This window comes from Colwellia sp. (assembly GCF_013215345.1).
Taxonomy (GTDB): Bacteria; Pseudomonadota; Gammaproteobacteria; order Enterobacterales; family Alteromonadaceae; genus Colwellia.
This window is the reverse complement of the sequence record NZ_JABSOV010000013.1, coordinates 15484-34809: the sequence shown is the minus strand read 5'-3', so window position 1 is coordinate 34809 and position 19326 is coordinate 15484. Positions and strand designations below refer to the sequence as shown.

The 19326-nt window shown below is 39.7% G+C and carries 15 protein-coding genes and 1 riboswitch; of the genes, 9 read left to right on the top strand and 6 right to left on the bottom strand.

The window, feature by feature from the left end; translation table 11 throughout:
• The first annotated feature begins 240 nt into the window (after positions 1-240).
• From seqA to HRT50_RS02545, 5 genes are all read left to right on the top strand, one after another.
• Positions 241-852, top strand: a complete 612-nt coding sequence (seqA, locus tag HRT50_RS02565; RefSeq protein WP_291611033.1) for a replication initiation negative regulator SeqA — start codon at positions 241-243, stop codon at positions 850-852.
• Positions 853-903: 51 nt separating this feature from the next.
• On the top strand, positions 904-2565 hold the full coding sequence (pgm, locus tag HRT50_RS02560; RefSeq protein WP_291611031.1) for a phosphoglucomutase (alpha-D-glucose-1,6-bisphosphate-dependent): 1662 nt from the start codon (positions 904-906) through the stop codon (positions 2563-2565).
• Between the two features lie 359 nt (positions 2566-2924).
• A complete protein-coding gene (locus HRT50_RS02555; protein ID WP_291611029.1) occupies positions 2925-4106 on the top strand; it encodes a thiamine pyrophosphate-dependent dehydrogenase E1 component subunit alpha in 1182 nt (393 codons plus the stop codon).
• 180 nt (positions 4107-4286) lie between these two features.
• Positions 4287-5264 (top strand): transketolase C-terminal domain-containing protein, encoded by a 978-nt coding sequence (locus HRT50_RS02550; protein WP_291611028.1) that lies wholly within the window; start codon positions 4287-4289, stop codon positions 5262-5264.
• A 30-nt stretch (positions 5265-5294) separates the two neighbouring features.
• Positions 5295-6548, top strand: a complete 1254-nt coding sequence (locus tag HRT50_RS02545) for a dihydrolipoyllysine-residue acetyltransferase (RefSeq protein WP_291611026.1) — start codon at positions 5295-5297, stop codon at positions 6546-6548.
• A 211-nt stretch (positions 6549-6759) separates the two neighbouring features.
• On the opposite strand, the gene HRT50_RS02540 is transcribed toward HRT50_RS02545, so the two are convergent.
• Positions 6760-8619, bottom strand: a complete 1860-nt coding sequence (locus HRT50_RS02540) for a M2 family metallopeptidase (RefSeq protein ID WP_291611024.1) — start codon at positions 8617-8619, stop codon at positions 6760-6762.
• A gap of 485 nt (positions 8620-9104) precedes the next feature.
• On the opposite strand from HRT50_RS02540, the gene HRT50_RS02535 reads away from it, so the two are divergent.
• The 3 genes from HRT50_RS02535 (at position 9105) to HRT50_RS02525 (ending at position 12286) form a co-directional block, all read left to right on the top strand.
• Positions 9105-9734, top strand: a complete 630-nt coding sequence (locus tag HRT50_RS02535) for a TetR/AcrR family transcriptional regulator (protein ID WP_291611022.1) — start codon at positions 9105-9107, stop codon at positions 9732-9734.
• Positions 9735-10112: 378 nt separating this feature from the next.
• Positions 10113-11465, top strand: coding sequence for a DEAD/DEAH box helicase (locus HRT50_RS02530; RefSeq protein ID WP_291611020.1), 1353 nt, complete (start codon positions 10113-10115; stop codon positions 11463-11465).
• Between the two features lie 29 nt (positions 11466-11494).
• Positions 11495-12286 (top strand): hypothetical protein, encoded by a 792-nt coding sequence (locus HRT50_RS02525; RefSeq protein WP_291611018.1) that lies wholly within the window; start codon positions 11495-11497, stop codon positions 12284-12286.
• Positions 12287-12319: 33 nt separating this feature from the next.
• Here the strand turns inward: HRT50_RS02525 and HRT50_RS02520 are convergent, their stop codons facing one another.
• Positions 12320-13237: a GGDEF domain-containing protein gene (locus HRT50_RS02520; protein ID WP_291611016.1), complete on the bottom strand. Its 918-nt coding sequence runs from the start codon at positions 13235-13237 to the stop codon at positions 12320-12322.
• Between the two features lie 362 nt (positions 13238-13599).
• Between HRT50_RS02520 and HRT50_RS02515 the strand changes: the two genes are divergently transcribed.
• Positions 13600-15567, top strand: coding sequence for a monovalent cation:proton antiporter family protein (locus HRT50_RS02515; protein WP_291611014.1), 1968 nt, complete (start codon positions 13600-13602; stop codon positions 15565-15567).
• Between the two features lie 183 nt (positions 15568-15750).
• Here HRT50_RS02515 and HRT50_RS02510 read toward each other — a convergent pair whose 3' ends face one another.
• From HRT50_RS02510 to HRT50_RS02495, 4 genes are all read right to left on the bottom strand, one after another.
• On the bottom strand, positions 15751-16902 hold the full coding sequence (locus HRT50_RS02510) for a patatin-like phospholipase family protein (protein ID WP_291611012.1): 1152 nt from the start codon (positions 16900-16902) through the stop codon (positions 15751-15753).
• 259 nt (positions 16903-17161) lie between these two features.
• The gene (locus tag HRT50_RS02505; RefSeq protein WP_291611009.1) at positions 17162-17521 is read right to left on the bottom strand and encodes a DUF3718 domain-containing protein; all 360 of its coding nucleotides are present in this window, start codon (positions 17519-17521) and stop codon (positions 17162-17164) included.
• A 59-nt stretch (positions 17522-17580) separates the two neighbouring features.
• Positions 17581-17683: riboswitch (cyclic di-GMP riboswitch) on the bottom strand.
• A 230-nt stretch (positions 17684-17913) separates the two neighbouring features.
• Positions 17914-18570 carry a 3-oxoacid CoA-transferase subunit B gene (locus tag HRT50_RS02500; RefSeq protein ID WP_291611007.1) on the bottom strand — a complete coding sequence of 219 codons (657 nt, stop codon included), beginning with the start codon at positions 18568-18570 and terminating at the stop codon, positions 17914-17916.
• Positions 18571-18572: 2 nt separating this feature from the next.
• On the bottom strand, positions 18573-19298 hold the full coding sequence (locus tag HRT50_RS02495; protein ID WP_291611005.1) for a CoA transferase subunit A: 726 nt from the start codon (positions 19296-19298) through the stop codon (positions 18573-18575).
• Positions 19299-19326 lie beyond the last annotated feature (28 nt).

The following is a 19326-nucleotide window of genomic DNA, read 5'->3' as shown; positions in this document are numbered from 1 at the left end:
GAAATTCGTTTTAAGGATAGCCATGTTAAGCCCTTCTTCGATGGGTTTAACATGGCTTTATACTGCGGTAAATAATCAAAGCATAGAATAGAATAACTATGCATAAATTAGTTATCTTGTCTAAAGTCATGCTAATTCCCACTGAAATCCTGCACTTTGAATGGTAATGGGTATAAATCAGTTCAACCATCCGCCATTTCCCTATATAATCTGCCCGAATTCTTTAAGTTAAGGGTAACAATGAAAAACATCGAAATAGATGAAGAACTTTATCAATACATTGCCACGAATACCCAATATATTGGTGAAAGTGCTTCTGCCATTTTACGCCGTTTGCTAAATTTTGGTTTAGAAGCTAAAGACTCAGCAACCGTTGTTGAAGCTGTTACCGTTAATGAAATTTCAGATAAGGTCGAAGTCTCCCTTAAAGTCGACCAGCCTGTAGTGAGTATTAAAACTGCGGGAATTATAAAGCCAGAGGCGGTTAAGCTTGTTAAAGCAGTGGCTGAGAGTCATGAAACTGTGTTTAACTTTATTAATAAAGAAGAGCTAGCCATGCAACGTGGCGCTGTCGGTCGGTTTTTATTAATCCTTGCGGCGTTATATCGTGCGCATCCTGAGCAGTTTGGCGTAGTCACTGAGATCAGTGGCCGTGATCGCTTGTATTTTGCTAACAGTGAAAATAAATTAGCAGAAAGTGGTAGCAGTACTAAACCTCGCCAAATACCGGAAAGTCCTTTTTGGGTTATTACTAACTCTAACACCACACGTAAAAAAATGATGTTAACTAAAGCGTCAATTTCATTAGGTTATAGTGATATTGATGTTGAGAAAATTCGTGAGTTACTCTAACTAAACGCGTAGAGACTCTAACTAATTGCCATTAATCATTAAGAAGAAAATATGAGTGTTGATACTTTTGCCGGTAAACCTGTTCGTCCTCAAGATAGAATTAATATTGGTCAGCTAGTTAGTGACTACTTTACCCAGACTCCAGATGTTAGCTTAGCAGCAGAGCAAGTTAGTTTTGGTACCTCAGGTCATCGTGGCAGTGCCAGCAAGCGTAGTTTCAATGAACAGCATATTATTGCTATTTGTCAGGCTATCGCTGAGTATCGCCAAGATAATGGCATTAATGGTCCACTTTTTTTAGGTAAAGATACTCATGCGTTATCTGAGCCGGCTTTTGCTAGTGCTATCTCGGTACTTATTGCCAATGGTGTTAATGTTGTTATACAAAGTGACGCATTATCAGGAAAGGGCTTTACGCCAACGCCGGTTATTTCTCGTTTAATTATTTGCCATAATAAATCAGACGCTAATAACATTGCCGATGGTCTGGTGATCACTCCTTCGCATAATCCACCTAGCGATGGGGGTATTAAATATAACCCCCCTCATGGTGGTCCTGCCGAAGGTGACATCACTAAAAAAATTGAACAGCGTGCTAATGAATTAATTGCCGCTAACTCAGAGGGTATAAAGCAGCTATCTTACCAGCAGGCATTACAATCCTCTTTACTCGTTAAAGAAGATTTTATTAATCATTATGTTACCCAACTTGACCAAGTGATTGATATGCAGGCTATTGCCAAAGCCGGAGTAACTATAGGTGTTGACCCGCTTGGCGGCTCAGGCATTGATTATTGGCCGGTGATTGCTCAGCAATATGACCTTAAAATTAAGGTAGTTAATGAAGTTGTCGATGCTAGCTTTGCTTTTATGCCACTAGATAAAGACGGCAAAATTCGCATGGACTGTTCTTCAAAATACGCTATGGCTGGCTTAATCGCCATGAAAGATGATTTTGATATCAGTGTTGGTAATGACCCCGACTTTGATCGCCACGGTATCGTTACCCCGACTGGCGGTTTGATGAATCCTAATCATTACCTCGCTGTCGCGATTCATTACTTGATGACCCATAGAGATTGGCCAAAAAGCTGTAAGATAGGCAAGACTTTAGTGTCCAGCTCACTGATTGATCGTGTTGCTAACCAGCTGTCGTTACCCTTATCAGAAGTACCCGTTGGTTTTAAGTGGTTTGTTGATGGTTTAGCCGATGCAAGTTATGCCTTTGGCGGAGAAGAAAGTGCAGGTGCTTCTTTCTTAGCACGTGATGGCAGTACTTGGACCACAGATAAAGATGGTTTTATCCTAGCTTTATTAGCCGCAGAAATTCTTGCTGTTACCGGCAAAGACCCTTACCTATATTACCTTGAACTTGCTAAAAGTTTAGGGAAACCATGTTATGGTCGAGTTGAAGCGGTGGCATCATTTGAGCAAAAACGTGTATTAACGGCTCTTTCAATAGATGATGTTAGTGCCGACATACTTGCTGGTGATAAAATTATACAAGTACTCTCCCATGCACCTGGCAATGGTGCTGCCATAGGAGGCATAAAAGTAGTGACTGATAATGGTTGGTTTGCTGCGCGTCCTTCAGGTACGGAAGAAATTTATAAAATTTATGCAGAGAGTTTTATCGATGATAATCATCTGCAAAAAATCATCAGTGAAGCACAAGCTATTGTCAGTGCTGCATTTAAAGCAGCAGGGCTCTAGGTTTCTGCTATTTAAGAGTTATTACCCCCCACTTAGTAATAACTCTTTTTTTCATCAATTGCCACCACTTCATTACGTTAATCCCACTGTAAAGAATATTGCTCACTTTCTATTGTGCACATAGTAACTTATTGTCTTTGTTTATTGATTGTCAGTTGACGTAAAGGTAAAGTAAATTGACTATTATGGCACGCCTTACTTTACTTAGGCATAGGTATAAATTAGCTATACTAAAAACAAAAAATTAAGCCTAGCTAATACCAAGTTGATTAAGCTTTCTAATATCATCGACTTGGTATCAACTTTCGCAGACTTTAGCCGCAATATCTTGCGCGTTAGAGTAAAAAGAAGAGAACGTTATGAGCACAGAACTTTATAATGATGGACCGGTAGTGCATCAGCCTACTTTTATCGATGGCCACAGTGTTGAAATTCCTGAATTGAGAATTTTACATCAAGACGGCACCACCTATCCGGGTGCTGATTTACCTGATATTGACCAAACATTAGCGACAAAAATATATCAGACGCTAGCCTTTCATCGTGTATTAGATGAACGCATGGTAGCATCGCAGCGCCAAGGGCGTTTAAGCTTTTACATGACAGCTTTAGGTGAAGAAGCTGCCAGCGTTGGTGGTGCTGCGGGGTTAGAGCCGCAAGATATGATCATGATGCAATATCGTGAACAGGGTGCCTTAATGTATCGTGGCTTTAGCCTTGAAAACTTTATGAACCAACTGTTTAGTAATGCGGAAGATTTAGGTAAAGGCCGTCAAATGCCAATACACTATGGCTCTAAAGCGCTGAACTGTATGACGGTTTCTTCGACACTTGCCACACAAATTCCACAAGCGACTGGTTATGCTTATGGGCAAAAATTACAAGGTCTTGATGCTGTGACTATTTGCTACTTTGGCGAAGGGGCTGCATCAGAAGGCGACTTCCATGCCGGTTTAAATATGGCGGCAGTACAAGAGGCGCCAGTTATCTTTTTCTGTCGAAACAATGGTTATGCCATTTCGACTCCTGCTGAAGAGCAGTTTAGAGGTAACGGCATTGCTTCGCGTGGTGTTGGCTATGGTATTAAAACCATTCGTATTGATGGCAACGATATTCTAGCGGTACTAAAAGCAACACAAATTGCTCGCGCTTATGCGGTAAAAGAAAGTAAACCGGTATTAATCGAAGCGATGTCTTATCGTCTTGGCGCACATTCTACCTCAGATGATCCATCAGGTTATCGAACAAAAGAAGAAGAAGCTAAATGGCAAAGTAATGATCCTATTTTGCGCATGAAAAACTGGATGTTGAAGCAAAACTGGTGGGATGAAGCACAAGACACAGCTTTGTACGAGCAGTATAGAGAGCAAGTGTTAGCGGCAGTAAAAGTGGCAGAGAAAATAGACAAGCCGCATATCGATACCATGATCACCGATGTTTATGATGTGCCATCAGCACAACTTCAAGCACAGTTAGATGAAGTGAAAGTTCACATCAAAAAATACCCAGAAGCTTATCCGTTTACCGCAGGGAAATTCTAATCATGACGCAAATTTATACTGATAATGAGTGTATTATCAACAATGATCTTCATGAAGCCTATCCAACTACAGCTGCAGGGAAATTTTAATCATGACGCAAATCTATATTGACCAAGTGTGTGATATCAACACTGACTCTCATGAAGCTTACCCAACTACAGCGGCAGGGAAACTCTAATCATGGCGAAAATTAATTTATTACATGCTATTAATAGCGCACTTGATATTGCCATGGCGGACAATGACCGCACGGTATGTTTTGGTGAAGATGTTGGTCATTTTGGCGGTGTTTTTCGTGCCACTAGTGGCTTACAAGAGAAGTATGGTAAAGCACGTTGTTTCAATACCCCGTTAGTAGAGCAGGGCATTATTGGTTTTGCCAATGGCTTAGCTGCTCAAGGCAGTGTTGCTATTGCTGAAATTCAATTTGCTGATTACATATTTCCAGCCTTTGATCAAATCGTCAATGAAGCAGCTAAATTTCGTTACCGTACCGGCAATGAATTTAATGTCGGTAAACTGACTATTCGTACTCCATACGGCGGCGGTATTGCCGGTGGTTTATACCATAGTCAATCACCAGAAGCTTATTTTGCTCATACTCCAGGTTTAAAGGTCGTTATTCCTCGTAATCCATATCAAGCTAAAGGCTTATTGCTTGCCTCTATTCGTGATGATAACCCGGTGGTGTTTTTTGAACCTAAGCGCCTATATCGCGCCTCGGTTGGAGAAGTGCCAGAAGAAGATTACCAGTTACCACTAGGTAAAGCAGAAGTGGTACAAACGGGCACTGATATCACCTTACTCGCTTGGGGCGCACAAATGGAAATCATTGAAAAAGCCGCGCAATTGGCCAGTAACGATGGTATTTCTTGTGAGGTGGTAGATTTACGTACTATTTTACCTTGGGATATCGACACCATTAGTAACTCAGTGATGAAAACAGGGCGTTTACTTGTCAGTCAAGAAGCACCGTTAACCGCAGGTTTTGCTAGTGAAATTGCCGCGACTATTCAAAGTGAATGTTTCTTACATTTAGAGTCACCTATTGCTCGAGTATGTGGACTAGATACGCCATACCCATTAGCGTTAGAAAAAGAGTATGTTAGCGATCACCTCAAAGTATATGAAGCAATTAAAAAGACCGTTAACTTTTAACGATAACTCCCTATTAACAGGAAACAGCACATGAGTATTGATTTTATATTACCTGATATTGGCGAAGGTATCGTTGAGTGTGAACTCGTCGAGTGGTTAGTTAAAGAAGGTGAAACTATTGTTGAAGATCAGCCAATTGCTGATGTAATGACAGATAAAGCCTTAGTACAAATTCCTGCCATGTATTCAGGTGTTGTGCAAAAGCTGTATTATAAACAAGGTGAAATAGCCAAAGTGCATTCACCACTTTTTTCTATGACTACAGATGAAGAAAGCAGCAGTGATGACATTGAAGTTACCGCTGAGCCAGAAGCAAAAGCACCAGCTGTAGAAGCAGCAGTTGTTAGCCCAGTAGCATCAACAATAAATGATGCAAAAGTTGATAACACTAATAAAACCGCCACGGGTAAAGCATTAGCCAGCCCTGCGGTTAGGCGCGTTGCGCGTGAGCTTGATATTAACATCCATCAAGTTGCCGGCAGTGGCAAAAAAGGCCGCGTTTATAAAGATGATGTTTTAGCTCATAGTCAAAATGGTCAATGTGTTGCACCTGGTGTTGTAGGCAGTACTGTTATTGGTAATACAAGAGTTGAGCCCATTCGCGGTATTAAAAAGATCATGGCAACAGCGATGCAAAATAGCGTCAGCACTATTCCGCACTTTACTTATTGTGAAGAAATTGACCTTACAGAGCTTATCGCTTTACGTACAGAGCTAAAAGAAGTTTACGCCAAGCAAGATATTAAATTAACCATGATGCCGTTCTTTATGAAAGCTATGTCATTAGCGATTAAAGAGTATCCTTTGGTTAACACCAAAGTGAATGACGACTGCACTGAGCTAACTTACTTTGACGATCACAATATTGGCATGGCAGTTGATTCTAAAGTTGGCTTACTTGTACCTAATATTAAACAGGTACAAGCTAAATCAATATTAGAGCTAGCTAACGATATTATGCGTTTAACCAATGATGCCCGTAGTGGTCGTGTCGCTAGTGAAGACTTGAAAGGTGGTACTATCACCATTTCTAACATTGGCGCAATAGGTGGCACTGTAGCGACGCCTATTATCAACAAGCCGGAAGTGGCTATCGTTGCTTTGGGTAAATTACAAAAATTACCACGCTTTAATGAGCAAGGTGAAGTCGAAGCACGCAGTATTATGCAAGTGAGCTGGTCTGGCGATCATAGAGTTATTGATGGTGGTACTATTGCCCGTTTTTGTAATCTATGGAAATCATTCCTTGAGAAGCCGAGTCATATGTTAGTACATATGAGCTAACTTCTAACGCGTTAGTTACGCTATAAAGCTAAATTAAACGCATTAAAAAAGCCCCGTTATCTAAAGGTTAATACCTAAGGTAACGGGGCTTTTTAGTGGCTCATGTTTAGACTACTTTTCTTAAGTAAAGCTGGTTTAGATTAACCTTATTTAATTGCACAAGGTTAATCAGTAGCTATTAGTCAACAATTAATCTTTTAATGCTTAAGCCTTAAAAACCACATTGTTTACCTTGGTTTTTATTTTTCAACCAAACGTGTAATGGTGCGAAGTAATCTAAAATAGCACTAGCGTCCATTTGCTCATTGCCAGTAATAACCTTGTAAGCTTGTTGCCACGGTTGGCTTGAACCCATTTCTAGCATGGTATTAAGTGCAGCACCGGCTTCTTTTGAGTTGTAAATTGAACAGCGGTGAATTGGGTCAGTATTACCTGAAATTTCACATAAAGCACGATGGAATTCAAATTGTTGAATGTGTGCTAAGAAATAACGGCTATACGGAACACCACCGGGTACGTGGTATTTAGCACCGGGATCGAAGGCATTAGCATCACGATCAATAGGAGCTGCTACACCTTGATACTTCTCACGTAATTCCCACCATGAAGTGTTGTAGTTTTCAGGGATGATTTCACCTGAGTAAACTTTCCAACGCCATTGATCAACCATCAAGCCAAAGGGAATAAAAGCAATTTTATCAAGGGCTTGCTTCATTAATAAACCAATGTCTTTTGATTCGTCAGGAATGGTATCGATTAAACCAATTTCTTTTAAGTATTTAGGGGTAACAGATAAAGCAATCGTATCACCGATAGCTTCATGGAAGCCGTCATTGGCACTGTTTTGGAAGAATACCGGTTGGTCTTTATAAGCACGTTGGTAGAAATTGTGCCCTAACTCATGGTGGATAACATTGAACTCTTCACCGGTTTTTTGGATACACATCTTGATGCGAATATCGTCTTTAGCATCAAGGTCCCATGCGCTGGCGTGACAAGCTACGTCTCTATCAGCCGGTTTAGTAAATAATGAACGGCTATAAAAAGTCTCTGGTAAAGCGTCAAAACCTAGTGAAGTAAAGAATTTCTCCGCACCTCGAACCATGTCTACTTCATCATAATTATGAATGGCTAATTGTTTGGTAATATCATAACCAGGATCGGCATCTTCAGGCGCAACTAAATCATATATGTTGCCCCAAGATTGGGCCCACATATTACCTAATAAATGCGCTGGAATAGGTTTGTCTTGGGCTACTTTATCAGTACCGTACGTTTCACCTAACTCAGTTCTTACATAACAATGTAAGTCATCATATAAAGGCTTAACTTGTCCCCAAAGTCTGTCTAGTTCTTTAGCAAACTCATCGGCAGGCATATCATAATTTGAACGCCACATAGCACCTAAGTCTTTATAACCCAGGCCTTTCGCACCTTCATTGGCAAGCTCTGCTTGGCGGGTATAAAGTGGTTTCATTTCTGGACTAATTTCACGCCAGCCTGACCACAGCTCAAGTAATTCATCGTAATCACGAGAATTAGCCATCTTAGCGGTCATATCACCTAAACTAAGTTTCTCACCTGCTTTGGTGGTATAGCTACCTGTGCCATACATGCTGCCAAGCTTAGCGCCAATGTTGGCAAGTTCAGCAGACTTCGCTGAGTCTTGTGGTGCAGGCATAACTAAGCTTTGTTTTAAAATGTTTAATTGACGACGTTGTATGTCGTTAACCGCTACCTTATCAAAAGTAGCTGCTTTCATGGCGTATCTAACACCAGCATCAGTGGATTTTTGATCGGCATCTGCAGCTAAGGCAGCAGTATCTTCAGTGATGAAGTTAGCATATATCCATGCTGCACGTGAACCTTCTAGGTTCATAACAACCATTTCTTTAGCAACATCATCTAAGAATTTTTGCGCGTCGGCTGAGGTTAGTGCTGTTTGAGTTGTGGCCGTAGTCGCTTGTTCTGCGGAGGCTTGTTGACTAGAGCCTTGATTACACGCGGTTAAAGAAGCGGCAATAATTAAAGCAAGACCGGTAAACTTGAATGTTTTCTTAATCTGTATCATTTTTATAATCGTTATTAGATAAGTTATTAGGTGGCGCTAGTATATAAAAATGTTTGCTTGATACAAAGTTTATAAGGGAAATAGTTACTTAGGGCTGGGAAGGTTGAATTGCAGGCAAAAAAAATGCTCATTCAAATGAATGAGCAAACTACAACATGAAACAGGGTAGAAATATAAAACAATAATAAACAAAAACAATGGTATAAAAGGGAGTCAAGGTCTGCAGCGACTGGTTAAATCACTGCTTGTTTGAAACTGAGTTAATGATAAATGCTCCGCCTGTGTTTTACTGTATAGATTAGGTAACGTTTTGTAATAGAGTGCTCTTGTTCGCTACATTTTAAATATTTATAATATCGTCATTTATAAAAGCTTGACCTATTTACAAAGAATACGCTATTTTAAACGGGTGTTTAAACTAGCTGTTTATATTTAATGCTATTAGTATTAAATAAGCTAAACAGCAAGCAGTTAGAAGTGGAAGTATGAGTACCAAAAATAAAATATTAGATGCCGCCGATGTACTTTTTGCCGATAAAGGTTTTAATGGTACCTCTTTAAGAGAAATTACCAGCCAAGCTAATGTAAATTTAGCGGCGGTGAATTATCATTTTGGCTCTAAAAAAGAGTTAATCAAAGCGGTGATGTCTCGTTATATGGATGAATTATCTCCACAATTAGAGTCAGCACTGTCATTAATTTGCCAAGCAGAGCAAAAGCCGACTTTGCATGAGGTATTTTACGCCTTTATCGATCCGTTACTTAAGCTTAATGAGTTTAAAGAAAACGGTACCAGCACCTTTTTGCAGTTATTAGGCCGCGGGTACACGGACAGTCAGGGCTTTTTACGCTGGTTCTTAACAACCCAGTATCCTAATGTGTTCACCAATTTCACCAAAGCGGTAAAAATAGCTTACCCAGAATTAACAACTGAAGAAATGTTTTGGCGTTTACACTTCACCATGGGCACTATTGTTTTTACTATGTCTTCAAGTGAAGCCTTGATTGATATTGCTCAAAATGATTTTGATAACAAGTTAGATATCGCCGGAGTTATAGAGCGCGTCATTCCTTATGTTGCCGCTGGCGTTGCCGCCCCTATTACTAATAATTAGCAAGAATGAGTACAGTACTGGTAATTTAGTAACTTCACTGTTCTACAGTTAACCATATAACGATTAGCTGTAGAACCAATATTGATTCTGAATTTTTCGACATCAAGCTTAAGAATCACATAACCTGTGATAGCTGTTGTTATGACTCTAAATGCACAACTGCTTCACCTCTTTAAAATCATTGATGGCTGCTTGTTGGGGCTTTTTCTTTTGTTGAAAGCTATTACTTACCCAACAACAAGGCCCTTAATTTGACAAATAAGCCAGAAAGCTAATTAATCAAGACTAGTTCTGCTTTTAACAACAATTTGTATTATAATCCCGCCCAATTATACTATTTCAGTTTTTTACGCGTTTATTTTAGGGTTTAGGTGACATATGAGTGTTGATGCAATTGGCTTATCAGCGGATTTATTAAAAGCGGTTAAGGCCTGTGGTTATAAGAATTTAACCCCAATTCAACAAGAAGCAATTCCGGTTATTCGCCGAGGTACTGACCTTTTAGCGAGCGCACAAACTGGTACCGGAAAAACTGCTGCTTTTAGTTTACCGATTTTAGATGCGATTGCTAAAGCCAACCATGCGGCGCACAGTTCAACTACTGCTGGCAATGAAAAAAGTGCTTCAGGTCAGGGGATTCGTGCCTTGATACTAACACCAACCCGTGAGCTTGCTAAACAAGTTAACGATAATATTAAGCAGTTCAGTCAATACCTGCCAGTAAAAACAGGTGTGGTTTATGGTGGCGGTAAAATGGCCTCACAAACTAATATGCTTAAGCAAGGTCTTGATGTGTTAGTGGCAACGCCAGGTCGTCTGTTAGAGCACTTAGCCTCGCACAATGTTGATTTATCGCAAGTTAAATTTCTAGTACTTGATGAAGCTGATCGCATGCTAGACATGGGTTTTTTAACCGACATAGAAAAGTTACTTTTAGCAATTAAACATAAACACCAAACGTTAATGTTTTCAGCGACTTTCTCTGATCGGGTAAAAACATTAGCCAATCAATTGTTAAAAACGCCAAAAACTATTAGCGTTTCTAGAGAAAACACCACTTCAGGTAAAATAAAGCAATCAGTATATTGGGTAAGTGAAGCGCGTAAACGTGAATTACTTTCTGAGTTAATTGGCGTCAACAACTGGCAACAAGTGCTTGTTTTTGCTGGTACCAAAGAAAGTGCTAATCTCTTAGCAAAAGAGCTTAAATTGGACGGTATTAAAGCCGCGTTATGTCATGGCGATAAAACTCAGGGCGCAAGAAATAAAGCCTTAGAGCAATTTAAAGAAGGTAAGGTACGCGTATTAGTGGCAACCGATGTTGCTGCTCGTGGCTTAGATATAGAAGACCTTGGCTATGTTGTTAACTTTCATTTACCGTTCCTTGCCGAAGATTACGTTCATCGTGTTGGTCGTACGGGCAGAGCAGGTAAGTCAGGTACGGCAATTTCTTTAGTAAGCCCGAAAGATGAGCGCTTTTTAGGAAACATTGAAGAACTTATCGGTCGCCGATTTGAACGTATTGTGGTGCCAGGTTACGAGTTTAATCACCAAGAAAATGAAGCTTATCAAGAAGCAACGGTTAAGCGTGAAAGTAAGAATCGATATCGTGCTACTCAAGAAAAAAATCAAAACTTAGCTAAAAAAGATGTTAAAGGTAAAGCAAAGCAGAAAAATAAAGCTGAGCAAACTAACAGCAAGTACAATAGTAAAATTAAAAGAAAGCGCTAGAACCTTGTTGAACGGCTCACTCATAGTCAATGAGTAAAACTGGTAGTGAAACCAATATGGTAGCACCCCTTGTAGCTGAAATATCAGTACACACAGCAGAGCCAGTAGCAGTAATCATTACTGAAACCCCTTTTAATAAAAGGCACTGCTGTTGGTTTTGTGGTGAGCCTAGCCAAGTAAGTTTTATTGTTCCTGCCGAGAGTAAAATTGTTACTAATGAGCGTAACAACTACTTGTTACGCTCATGCCCTCATCCCATGATATCTGTGCCAACGTGCCGAGAGTGTCAACAGCTTGCCAGCAAAGCCGATGAAAATTCCATTTGGGCAGTTAAAGAGCAAGTAAAGCGCCAGTTATTAAAACGCTACGCAAAAGACCTTGCTATCGGTATTAATTGGACAGAGCAAGAATTAGCGAACAGTGGTTTTGAGCAAGGCAACTTTGCCGGTTTTGCCCGAAGTGCTTGGTTTATGTATGAAGTTGCCAAGGAGAGAGTCAACTATTTAGGTTGGCCATTGGTGGCTAATGGTATTGAGCTTGATGAGGTTGATGTTGAATTGGATGAAGGCGCAACCTTTAGTTTTGATGGTGTCTTGTATCCCTCATTAGCGGATGCGATTACTCACTACGCTAAGGTGTTCTTCTTAGATGAAGTCTATTTTACCGCTGTTTTACAATACTTAAGTAAGGCCAATGTTGATGGAATTACTGTCGATGAAAAATCATTTGCCCAAGCGGTTCGCTTTTGTCGGCTATTAGTAAATGCCACTCCGAATGAACGTAAAGTGGCATTTAAGGCGCTAAAGGCTGAAAATAGTTAGAGTCTAATCCGTTTATCGACGGTTGACTTCAAGCTATACCACGCTTAAGTGCGCAGCCGCTTGCATTTTACTGCGGTATAAAATTTCATCTGCGCGTTCAAAGAAACTCATTTCATTATCAACTCTATTCATAAAAGTAGTACCTATACTGCAACCTAGTTGGTATTTACTTAACAATACGTTCGTTGTTAATGCTAAATTTATTCTATTTTCAATTATGGCTAAAGCAGTCTCGTCAGCATTCTCGACGATAATGGCAAATTCATCGCCACCAAATCTAAATATACTGTCTGAGTTTCGAGTACACTGGCGCAGCACATTGGCAAATTCTCGCAACACTAAATCGCCAGTTACATGGCCATAAGCATCATTAATCGCTTTAAATTTATCTAAGTCACCTAAGACTAAACCCACCAAACTATGATGGCGATTAGCATTATGCATAGAACGCTTTAATTGCTCATCAAAATAACGGCGATTTCCTAGCCCTGTTAATGCATCTTGCATGGCAAGTTGCATAGCCGCATGGTAAGCAATGGCATTTCTAAGCGGGTGTAATAAACATAAGTGCAGTTGTTGTAAAACTTTATAGTTAGTTAAACTGATAGGGCTATTGATGCCGTAACTAAGGGTACCTATAAAATCATCGGTAATTGTCAAATCAAAACGACGTTCTTTTTTTGCTTTTCTGCTACCAGGTAACGTCTTGTTAACGCTCTGGCTTTTAAAGTAAAGCCCAGAAAAATCAACGTAGCGTGCCGCTTCTACCGCAAAAATATTTAATAGCTTATCTATATCGAGTGTGGTTTGTAATTGCGTCATAAAGGCTAAGATCTGACGCTTATCGAAAACAGTATTAGTAAAAGTTCCAGCAACATGCGCATCAGTTCTCAATGTACTATAGGTATTGAACGGTGAGAATCTATTATCAAGTACGTTTAGTGTTTGCATACAACAACCTCATTAACTTTATCTATTAACGTCAATTGATAAAACTTAATTGCTCAAAGAGTATATTTTGACGTTATTTTTCACTACACAGATAAAAGCAAAAAATGTACCATTTTTTTCAATACGGGTACTTTTTAGAGCAAAGATAGGTTATTAATGTAATAGCGTACTTTAACTAATTGAAATATAGTTTTTTTTGTTGTTAAAATACTTTAAGGCTAGGTAAACTATAATTATGGCAAGTCGTTATTTTGCCTTGAATGATCACTGAGATGGCAGGTTATTGCCGCTTGGCAAATAACCTCAAGTTTTGAGCTATTGCTCATACTTAGAAATTAACAAAGCAAAATAAAGGAAGTTGTGTGAGCGGTTATTTTGAAATTCTTGCGATATTAACCTGTGCTGTCTTCGTGGTATGGCTATTTCGTCGATTGAAGTTACCAGCGATATTAGCTTATTTAGTCGCTGGCATGATCGTTGGTCAACATGGCTTAAACATTGCGAATGATCAAGTTGATTACGATCACTTTGCTGAGCTAGGTATTGTTTTTTTACTCTTTACCTTAGGGCTTGAATTCTCATTGCCTAGGCTAATGGCCATGCGTCATTTAGTGGTCTCGGTAGGCAGTTTACAAGTTGCTATTTCTCTGCTTGTCTTCATGGTTGCCGGAGTGTTTTTTGGTTTAAGTTTCTCTGCGGCTTTTGTCGTTGGTGGAATACTAGCGCTTTCTTCAACGGCTATAGTCATCAGGCAGTTAAGTGAGAGTGGCGCCATGAAGCGAAAGTCTGGGCAGCTTTCCGTCGCCATTTTACTTTTTCAAGATGTTGCCGTTGTCCCGCTATTAATAATTATTCCTATGTTGGCATTAGATAGTCAGAGCACCATGGTTTGGGCGTTAATGCTGGCTATGGTGAAAGGTGTAGTGGTTGTTACCTTATTATTATTTGTCGGTAAATGGTTACTACCAAAAGTCTTTAATATCATTGCGCAAGTTCGTACCGATGAGCTCTTTGTTTTAACCACCTTATTAGTAACCCTGTTGGCGGCCGCTTTCACCCAATGGTTTGGCTTATCAATGGCATTAGGCGCTTTTCTTGCTGGTATGATGCTAGGAGAAAGTGAATATAAACATCAACTTGAAGCTGATATCAGACCTTACCGTGATATTCTGTTAGGCCTGTTTTTTATTACCGTCGGCATGAAACTTGATGTTAACTTATTATTATCTTCGCCTTTAAGTTTAGTCAGTTTGATGTTCTGCTTTATGTTGGTTAAAGTTATGGTTATTAAAACGCTGGCAGTCAAAGCTGGGCAGTCAAGTAAAGATGCTTGGGCATCTGGGCTAATGCTGGCGCAAATGGGCGAATTTGGCTTTGTATTGATTGCTTTAGCCAGTCAAAGTCAGGTATTACCACTTGATGTTGCTTCTATGCTGCTCGGTGCAGGTGTGCTTAGTATGGCGATCACCCCTTATATGATTAACAATGCCCGATCTTGGGCGCTATTTTTAAGCCAAGAAAAGACTGCGGAGACCTTAGATTTATCACAATTACCTGAAAATAAAGTGTTGGAAAATCACGTCATTATTTGTGGTTTTGGTCGCATTGGTCAAACAGTAAGTCGCTTCTTAAAACAAGATAAAATTGATTTTGTCGCTATCGATGTTGATCCATTGCGCACACAAAAAGCTCGAGAAGCCGGTGAAAAAGTACTATTTGGTTCATGTCGTCAAACAGAGGTACTCAATGCCGCTAATTTAGCCGAAGCTAAGCTGGTGGTTATTGCTTTTGGTAATGATAAACAATCGATTGAGGTAATTCAAAAAGTCAGAAGTATGAATGCTGATGTACCTATTTTAGTCAGAACACGTAATGATGACCAACTCGACGCATTACAAGCGGCAGGAGCCAATGAAGTTGTACCGGAAAGTTTAGAAGGCAGTTTGATGTTGGTTTCTCAAGTCCTGTCATTATCCGGGGTACCGTTTTCTCGAATTATGCGCCGAGTGCAAAAAGAGCGTAAAAATCACTACAATCATCTGCATGGTTTTTTTCAGGGCGAACAAACAGATATGAGTCCAGAGGCTATTGACCGGATTGAATTCGCCCATGCAATACAGATCAATAACAACTCTTTTGCTCGCGGTAAATCACTTGCTTCTTTAGCGCTAGATCAGCGCCGTGTTCATATTGTTGCTTTACACCGAGGTGACGTAGAAACAGAGTCACCAGCATTAGATACGGTATTACAAGATCAAGATACCCTAGTTGTTAGAGGAAAGCCGCGCCGAGTGGAACGTGTTGAGCGTTATTTACAAGAAGGTGGTTAATTTATTAAAGGAGCTAATTTTGCAAGTGTTAAGAAATAGCTAAGCAATAGTTATACAAGAGTTCAGCAAGGACTACGCAAAACACTGTGCTTTTAATATTGGGGCGGTTCATTAAATAAGAAGTAAATAGTAGGCTTGGCAGAAAAGAGCTAAGCCTTTAAGCCAAAATCACTGTAAGTCCCATTAAATTTCTAGAAAGGCTTTAATGGCTTGCTCTTGTTCCATGGCATCAGCGAAGCCTAGTCTTATCAATTCACTACAAAAATTCTTCTCAAAGAGTAAATAACTGAGAATACTCGACTCTGAGTCATTAGCTATGCCAACTCCGCGTAAAAGTATACGAATAGATAAGGGCAAATCGTAATAATACTGGGCTGCAATAGCATTAAAATCATGACTTGGATTTATGACAAAACTTTCGATATGCTGTAACCCTTCGTTTGCCTTTCTATTTTTGGCTGATATTAATTTGAGGGTGGAGTTAATACGGGCCATGCGTTCGAGATCGCTGTGCATGGTATCAGCAAATATTGAGTCCAGTAAATGACCAGCAATTGTTGCCGAACTGGGTGGATGGGGATTATTTTCTCTTGGGTGTAACGGCTCTTTGGGTTGATCTACACCAATAACAAATATTTTCTTTGCCCCTAAATGAATTGCTGGGCTTAAAGGCGATAGTTGATGCACTGAGCCATCACCAAAATGCTGATTCTTAATTTTTACTGAGGGAAACACCATAGGGATAGCAGCTGAAGCCATTAAGTGTTCAGTGTTTAATTGGCATAATTCGCCGCGCCTTTTAACGCGTGACCAAGGTTGTGCCATCCCATCAGATTGATAAAAGCTAATGGAGTCACCGTTACTATAACTTGATGCGGTAATGGATACCGCAGATAAATAACCTCGGGCAATATTATTATCTATACGGTTAAAATCGAGTATCTGGTCAAGCAATTCTCTTAGTGGTGCATTATTGAGTAAACAGTGGGGTTTTTTATTGGCATAATCCGCTTGAAAACTCGATAACATACCTTGGCTTATGTGACTAAAAACCCTAACAGGGTCACTATAATAGATACTTGATATATTGAAGTTTTTCCAAGCCCACTCTAGTTTCTTTACCCCTAAATGAAAGCAGGAAGCATAACAGGCGAGTGAGGTGGTATTAATAGCACCAGCAGAGGTGCCAGAAAGAATAGGAAAGGGAATGCCATGGTTTCTTGGGATGAACTTTGCTATGGCTGATAATACCCCAACTTGATAAGCAGCACGGGCACCACCACCGGTTAACACCAGCGCATTTTTACTCTCAAGGTAATTTCTTTTTAGTGTCATAGAGAATCAGTTATTTTTGTTATAATTTTTAACTACTTGCACAACAGTTATTGCTTAACCAACTTGCTATTAAGTGTAAGTGCTTTTTATTTACTTCGCTAGGGAATATCAACAATATTATAGAAGGACTGACTTTATCTTAGAGCAAAAAAAAGCCAGCTAAGCTGGCTTTTTAAATGACATAGAATTATTAAATAGTATTGCTTTTACTCATCCGTTTTTATTGCTAAAAGGTATTAACGTCTACTTTAAAATAATTTTAACTGCTAACGCGAGCGTTGGCAGCGTCTATCAATGGTTGCGATCCAGTTTGAAGGAATGTTAGGTTAGCCGAAACAACTTTCTTTGGTAATTTTGAAATCATCAAAGAGCCTGTTTTTACTGATCCTGAAGTCGATGCAAACTCTAATAAGTTTTTACCATTACACTGAATACCGTTGAAGATACGACGAATCTTTAATTTATTCGTCTTTAAAAATGAACGCATGCGTTTCTTGTCATCGGATGCTACGTACTGACATAAACTTGTCGCAATGTCCGCAGCTTGTGCCGTTGGTGTTGTTACAGCAGACGCTAATGTTAAAACAGTGATGGTTGAAGCTATTAATAATTTTTTCATTTTATAAACCTTAATTAATTGAGTTAATAAAAGAAAAAACCACGGGATGTACCTGTTAACGAGGTGACTCCGCTGTCATAGATTAACTTGCTATAAAGCAAATATGTCCTTAGACCGGTGGTTTTGCGTAACACGTTTTCGCGTGTTTTGCCTTTTCTTTGTCAAAATTAATTATCACGTAATTGTAACCAAAGTGCAAGTTAAATGGGCCGAGTGGCTAGATTTTAGCGACTATTACTGCTAGGTAGTTAAGGTTTTATGCTATGTACGGTAGGTAACGAAAAAGGCAACAGATTGATAACTATTGCCTTTATGAGTTTAACTGAAAATTCACTTCGTACTTATAATCGTACAAAGTGGACTTTATTCTTTGGTTACAAAATTGTACTGAATTATAATTTCATTTCTGCTATCTCACCGCTAACAACAAGTTCACCATCTGTTAACTTAATTATTTCTTCTACTGATACACCCGGGGCTCGTTCAAGCAAATGAAACTTACCATCCCTAATTTCAATAAAGGCTAAATCAGTTAATACTTTTTTAATACAGCCTTTACCTGTTAGCGGCAGAGTGCAGTTACTCAGTAACTTTGATACGCCGTGTTTAGAAGCGTGGGTCATAGTGACAATGATATTATCTGCACCCGCAACTAAGTCCATGGCTCCGCCCATGCCTTTGATTAATTTACCCGGGATCATATAGGAAGCGATATTGCCATTAACATCTACCTCAAAAGCGCCTAGTACGGTTAAATCGACATGACCGCCACGTATCATGGCAAAAGATTCTGCAGAGTCAAAAATAGAAGCACCGGCGGCCATAGTTACGGTTTGTTTGCCGGCATTGATTAAGTCGGCATCAATTTCATCTTCCGTTGGAAACTGTCCCATGCCCAGTAAGCCGTTTTCTGATTGCAACATCACTTCAATATCATCAGGGATAAAGTTTGCTACTAAGGGCGGTATACCTATGCCTAGGTTGACGTAATAACCATCTTTTAGCTCTTGGGCAACACGCTGGGCGATTTGTTCTCTTGATAAAGCCATGGTTATGCTCCTTTTGCTATAAGCGGATCTGCTGGGCGTGTGGTACGTTGTTCAATACGTTTTTCGAAAGACCCTTGAATTACCCGATTAACATAAATGCCCGGTGTATGAATTTGATCTGGGTCTAATTCACCCACTTCAACAATTTCTTCTACTTCAACGACGGTGATTTTACCGGCAGTCGCGGCTAAAGGGTTAAAGTTACGCGCTGTTTTCCTAAAAACTAAGTTACCATATCTATCGGCTTTCCACGCTTTGATAATGGCAAAGTCACCAACAATAGCTTCTTCTAAAATATAATCACGGCCATTAAAACTACGTACTTCTTTACCATCTGCTACAGGTGTACCAACACCAGTGGCGGTGAAAAATGCAGGAATACCAGCACCACCAGCACGCATTTTTTCTGCGAGTGTACCTTGTGGGGTTAATTCAACTTCTAATTCACCCGCCATCATTTGACGTTCAAATTCGGCATTTTCACCGACATATGAGGCAATTATTTTTTTAATTTGACGATTTGGTAACAACACACCTAAGCCAAAATCATCAACACCACAGTTATTTGAAACTAAGGTTAAGCCCTTAGTGCCTTTGCGTTCTATTTCGCTAATTAAATTCTCTGGAATGCCGCATAAGCCGAAACCACCGGCAATTACTGTCATGTTATCGGTAAGTCCTGCCATGGCTTCAGCATAGCTTGCTACTACTTTGTCAAATCCTGCCATTTTTATCTCCTGCTATATAATTTGTGTC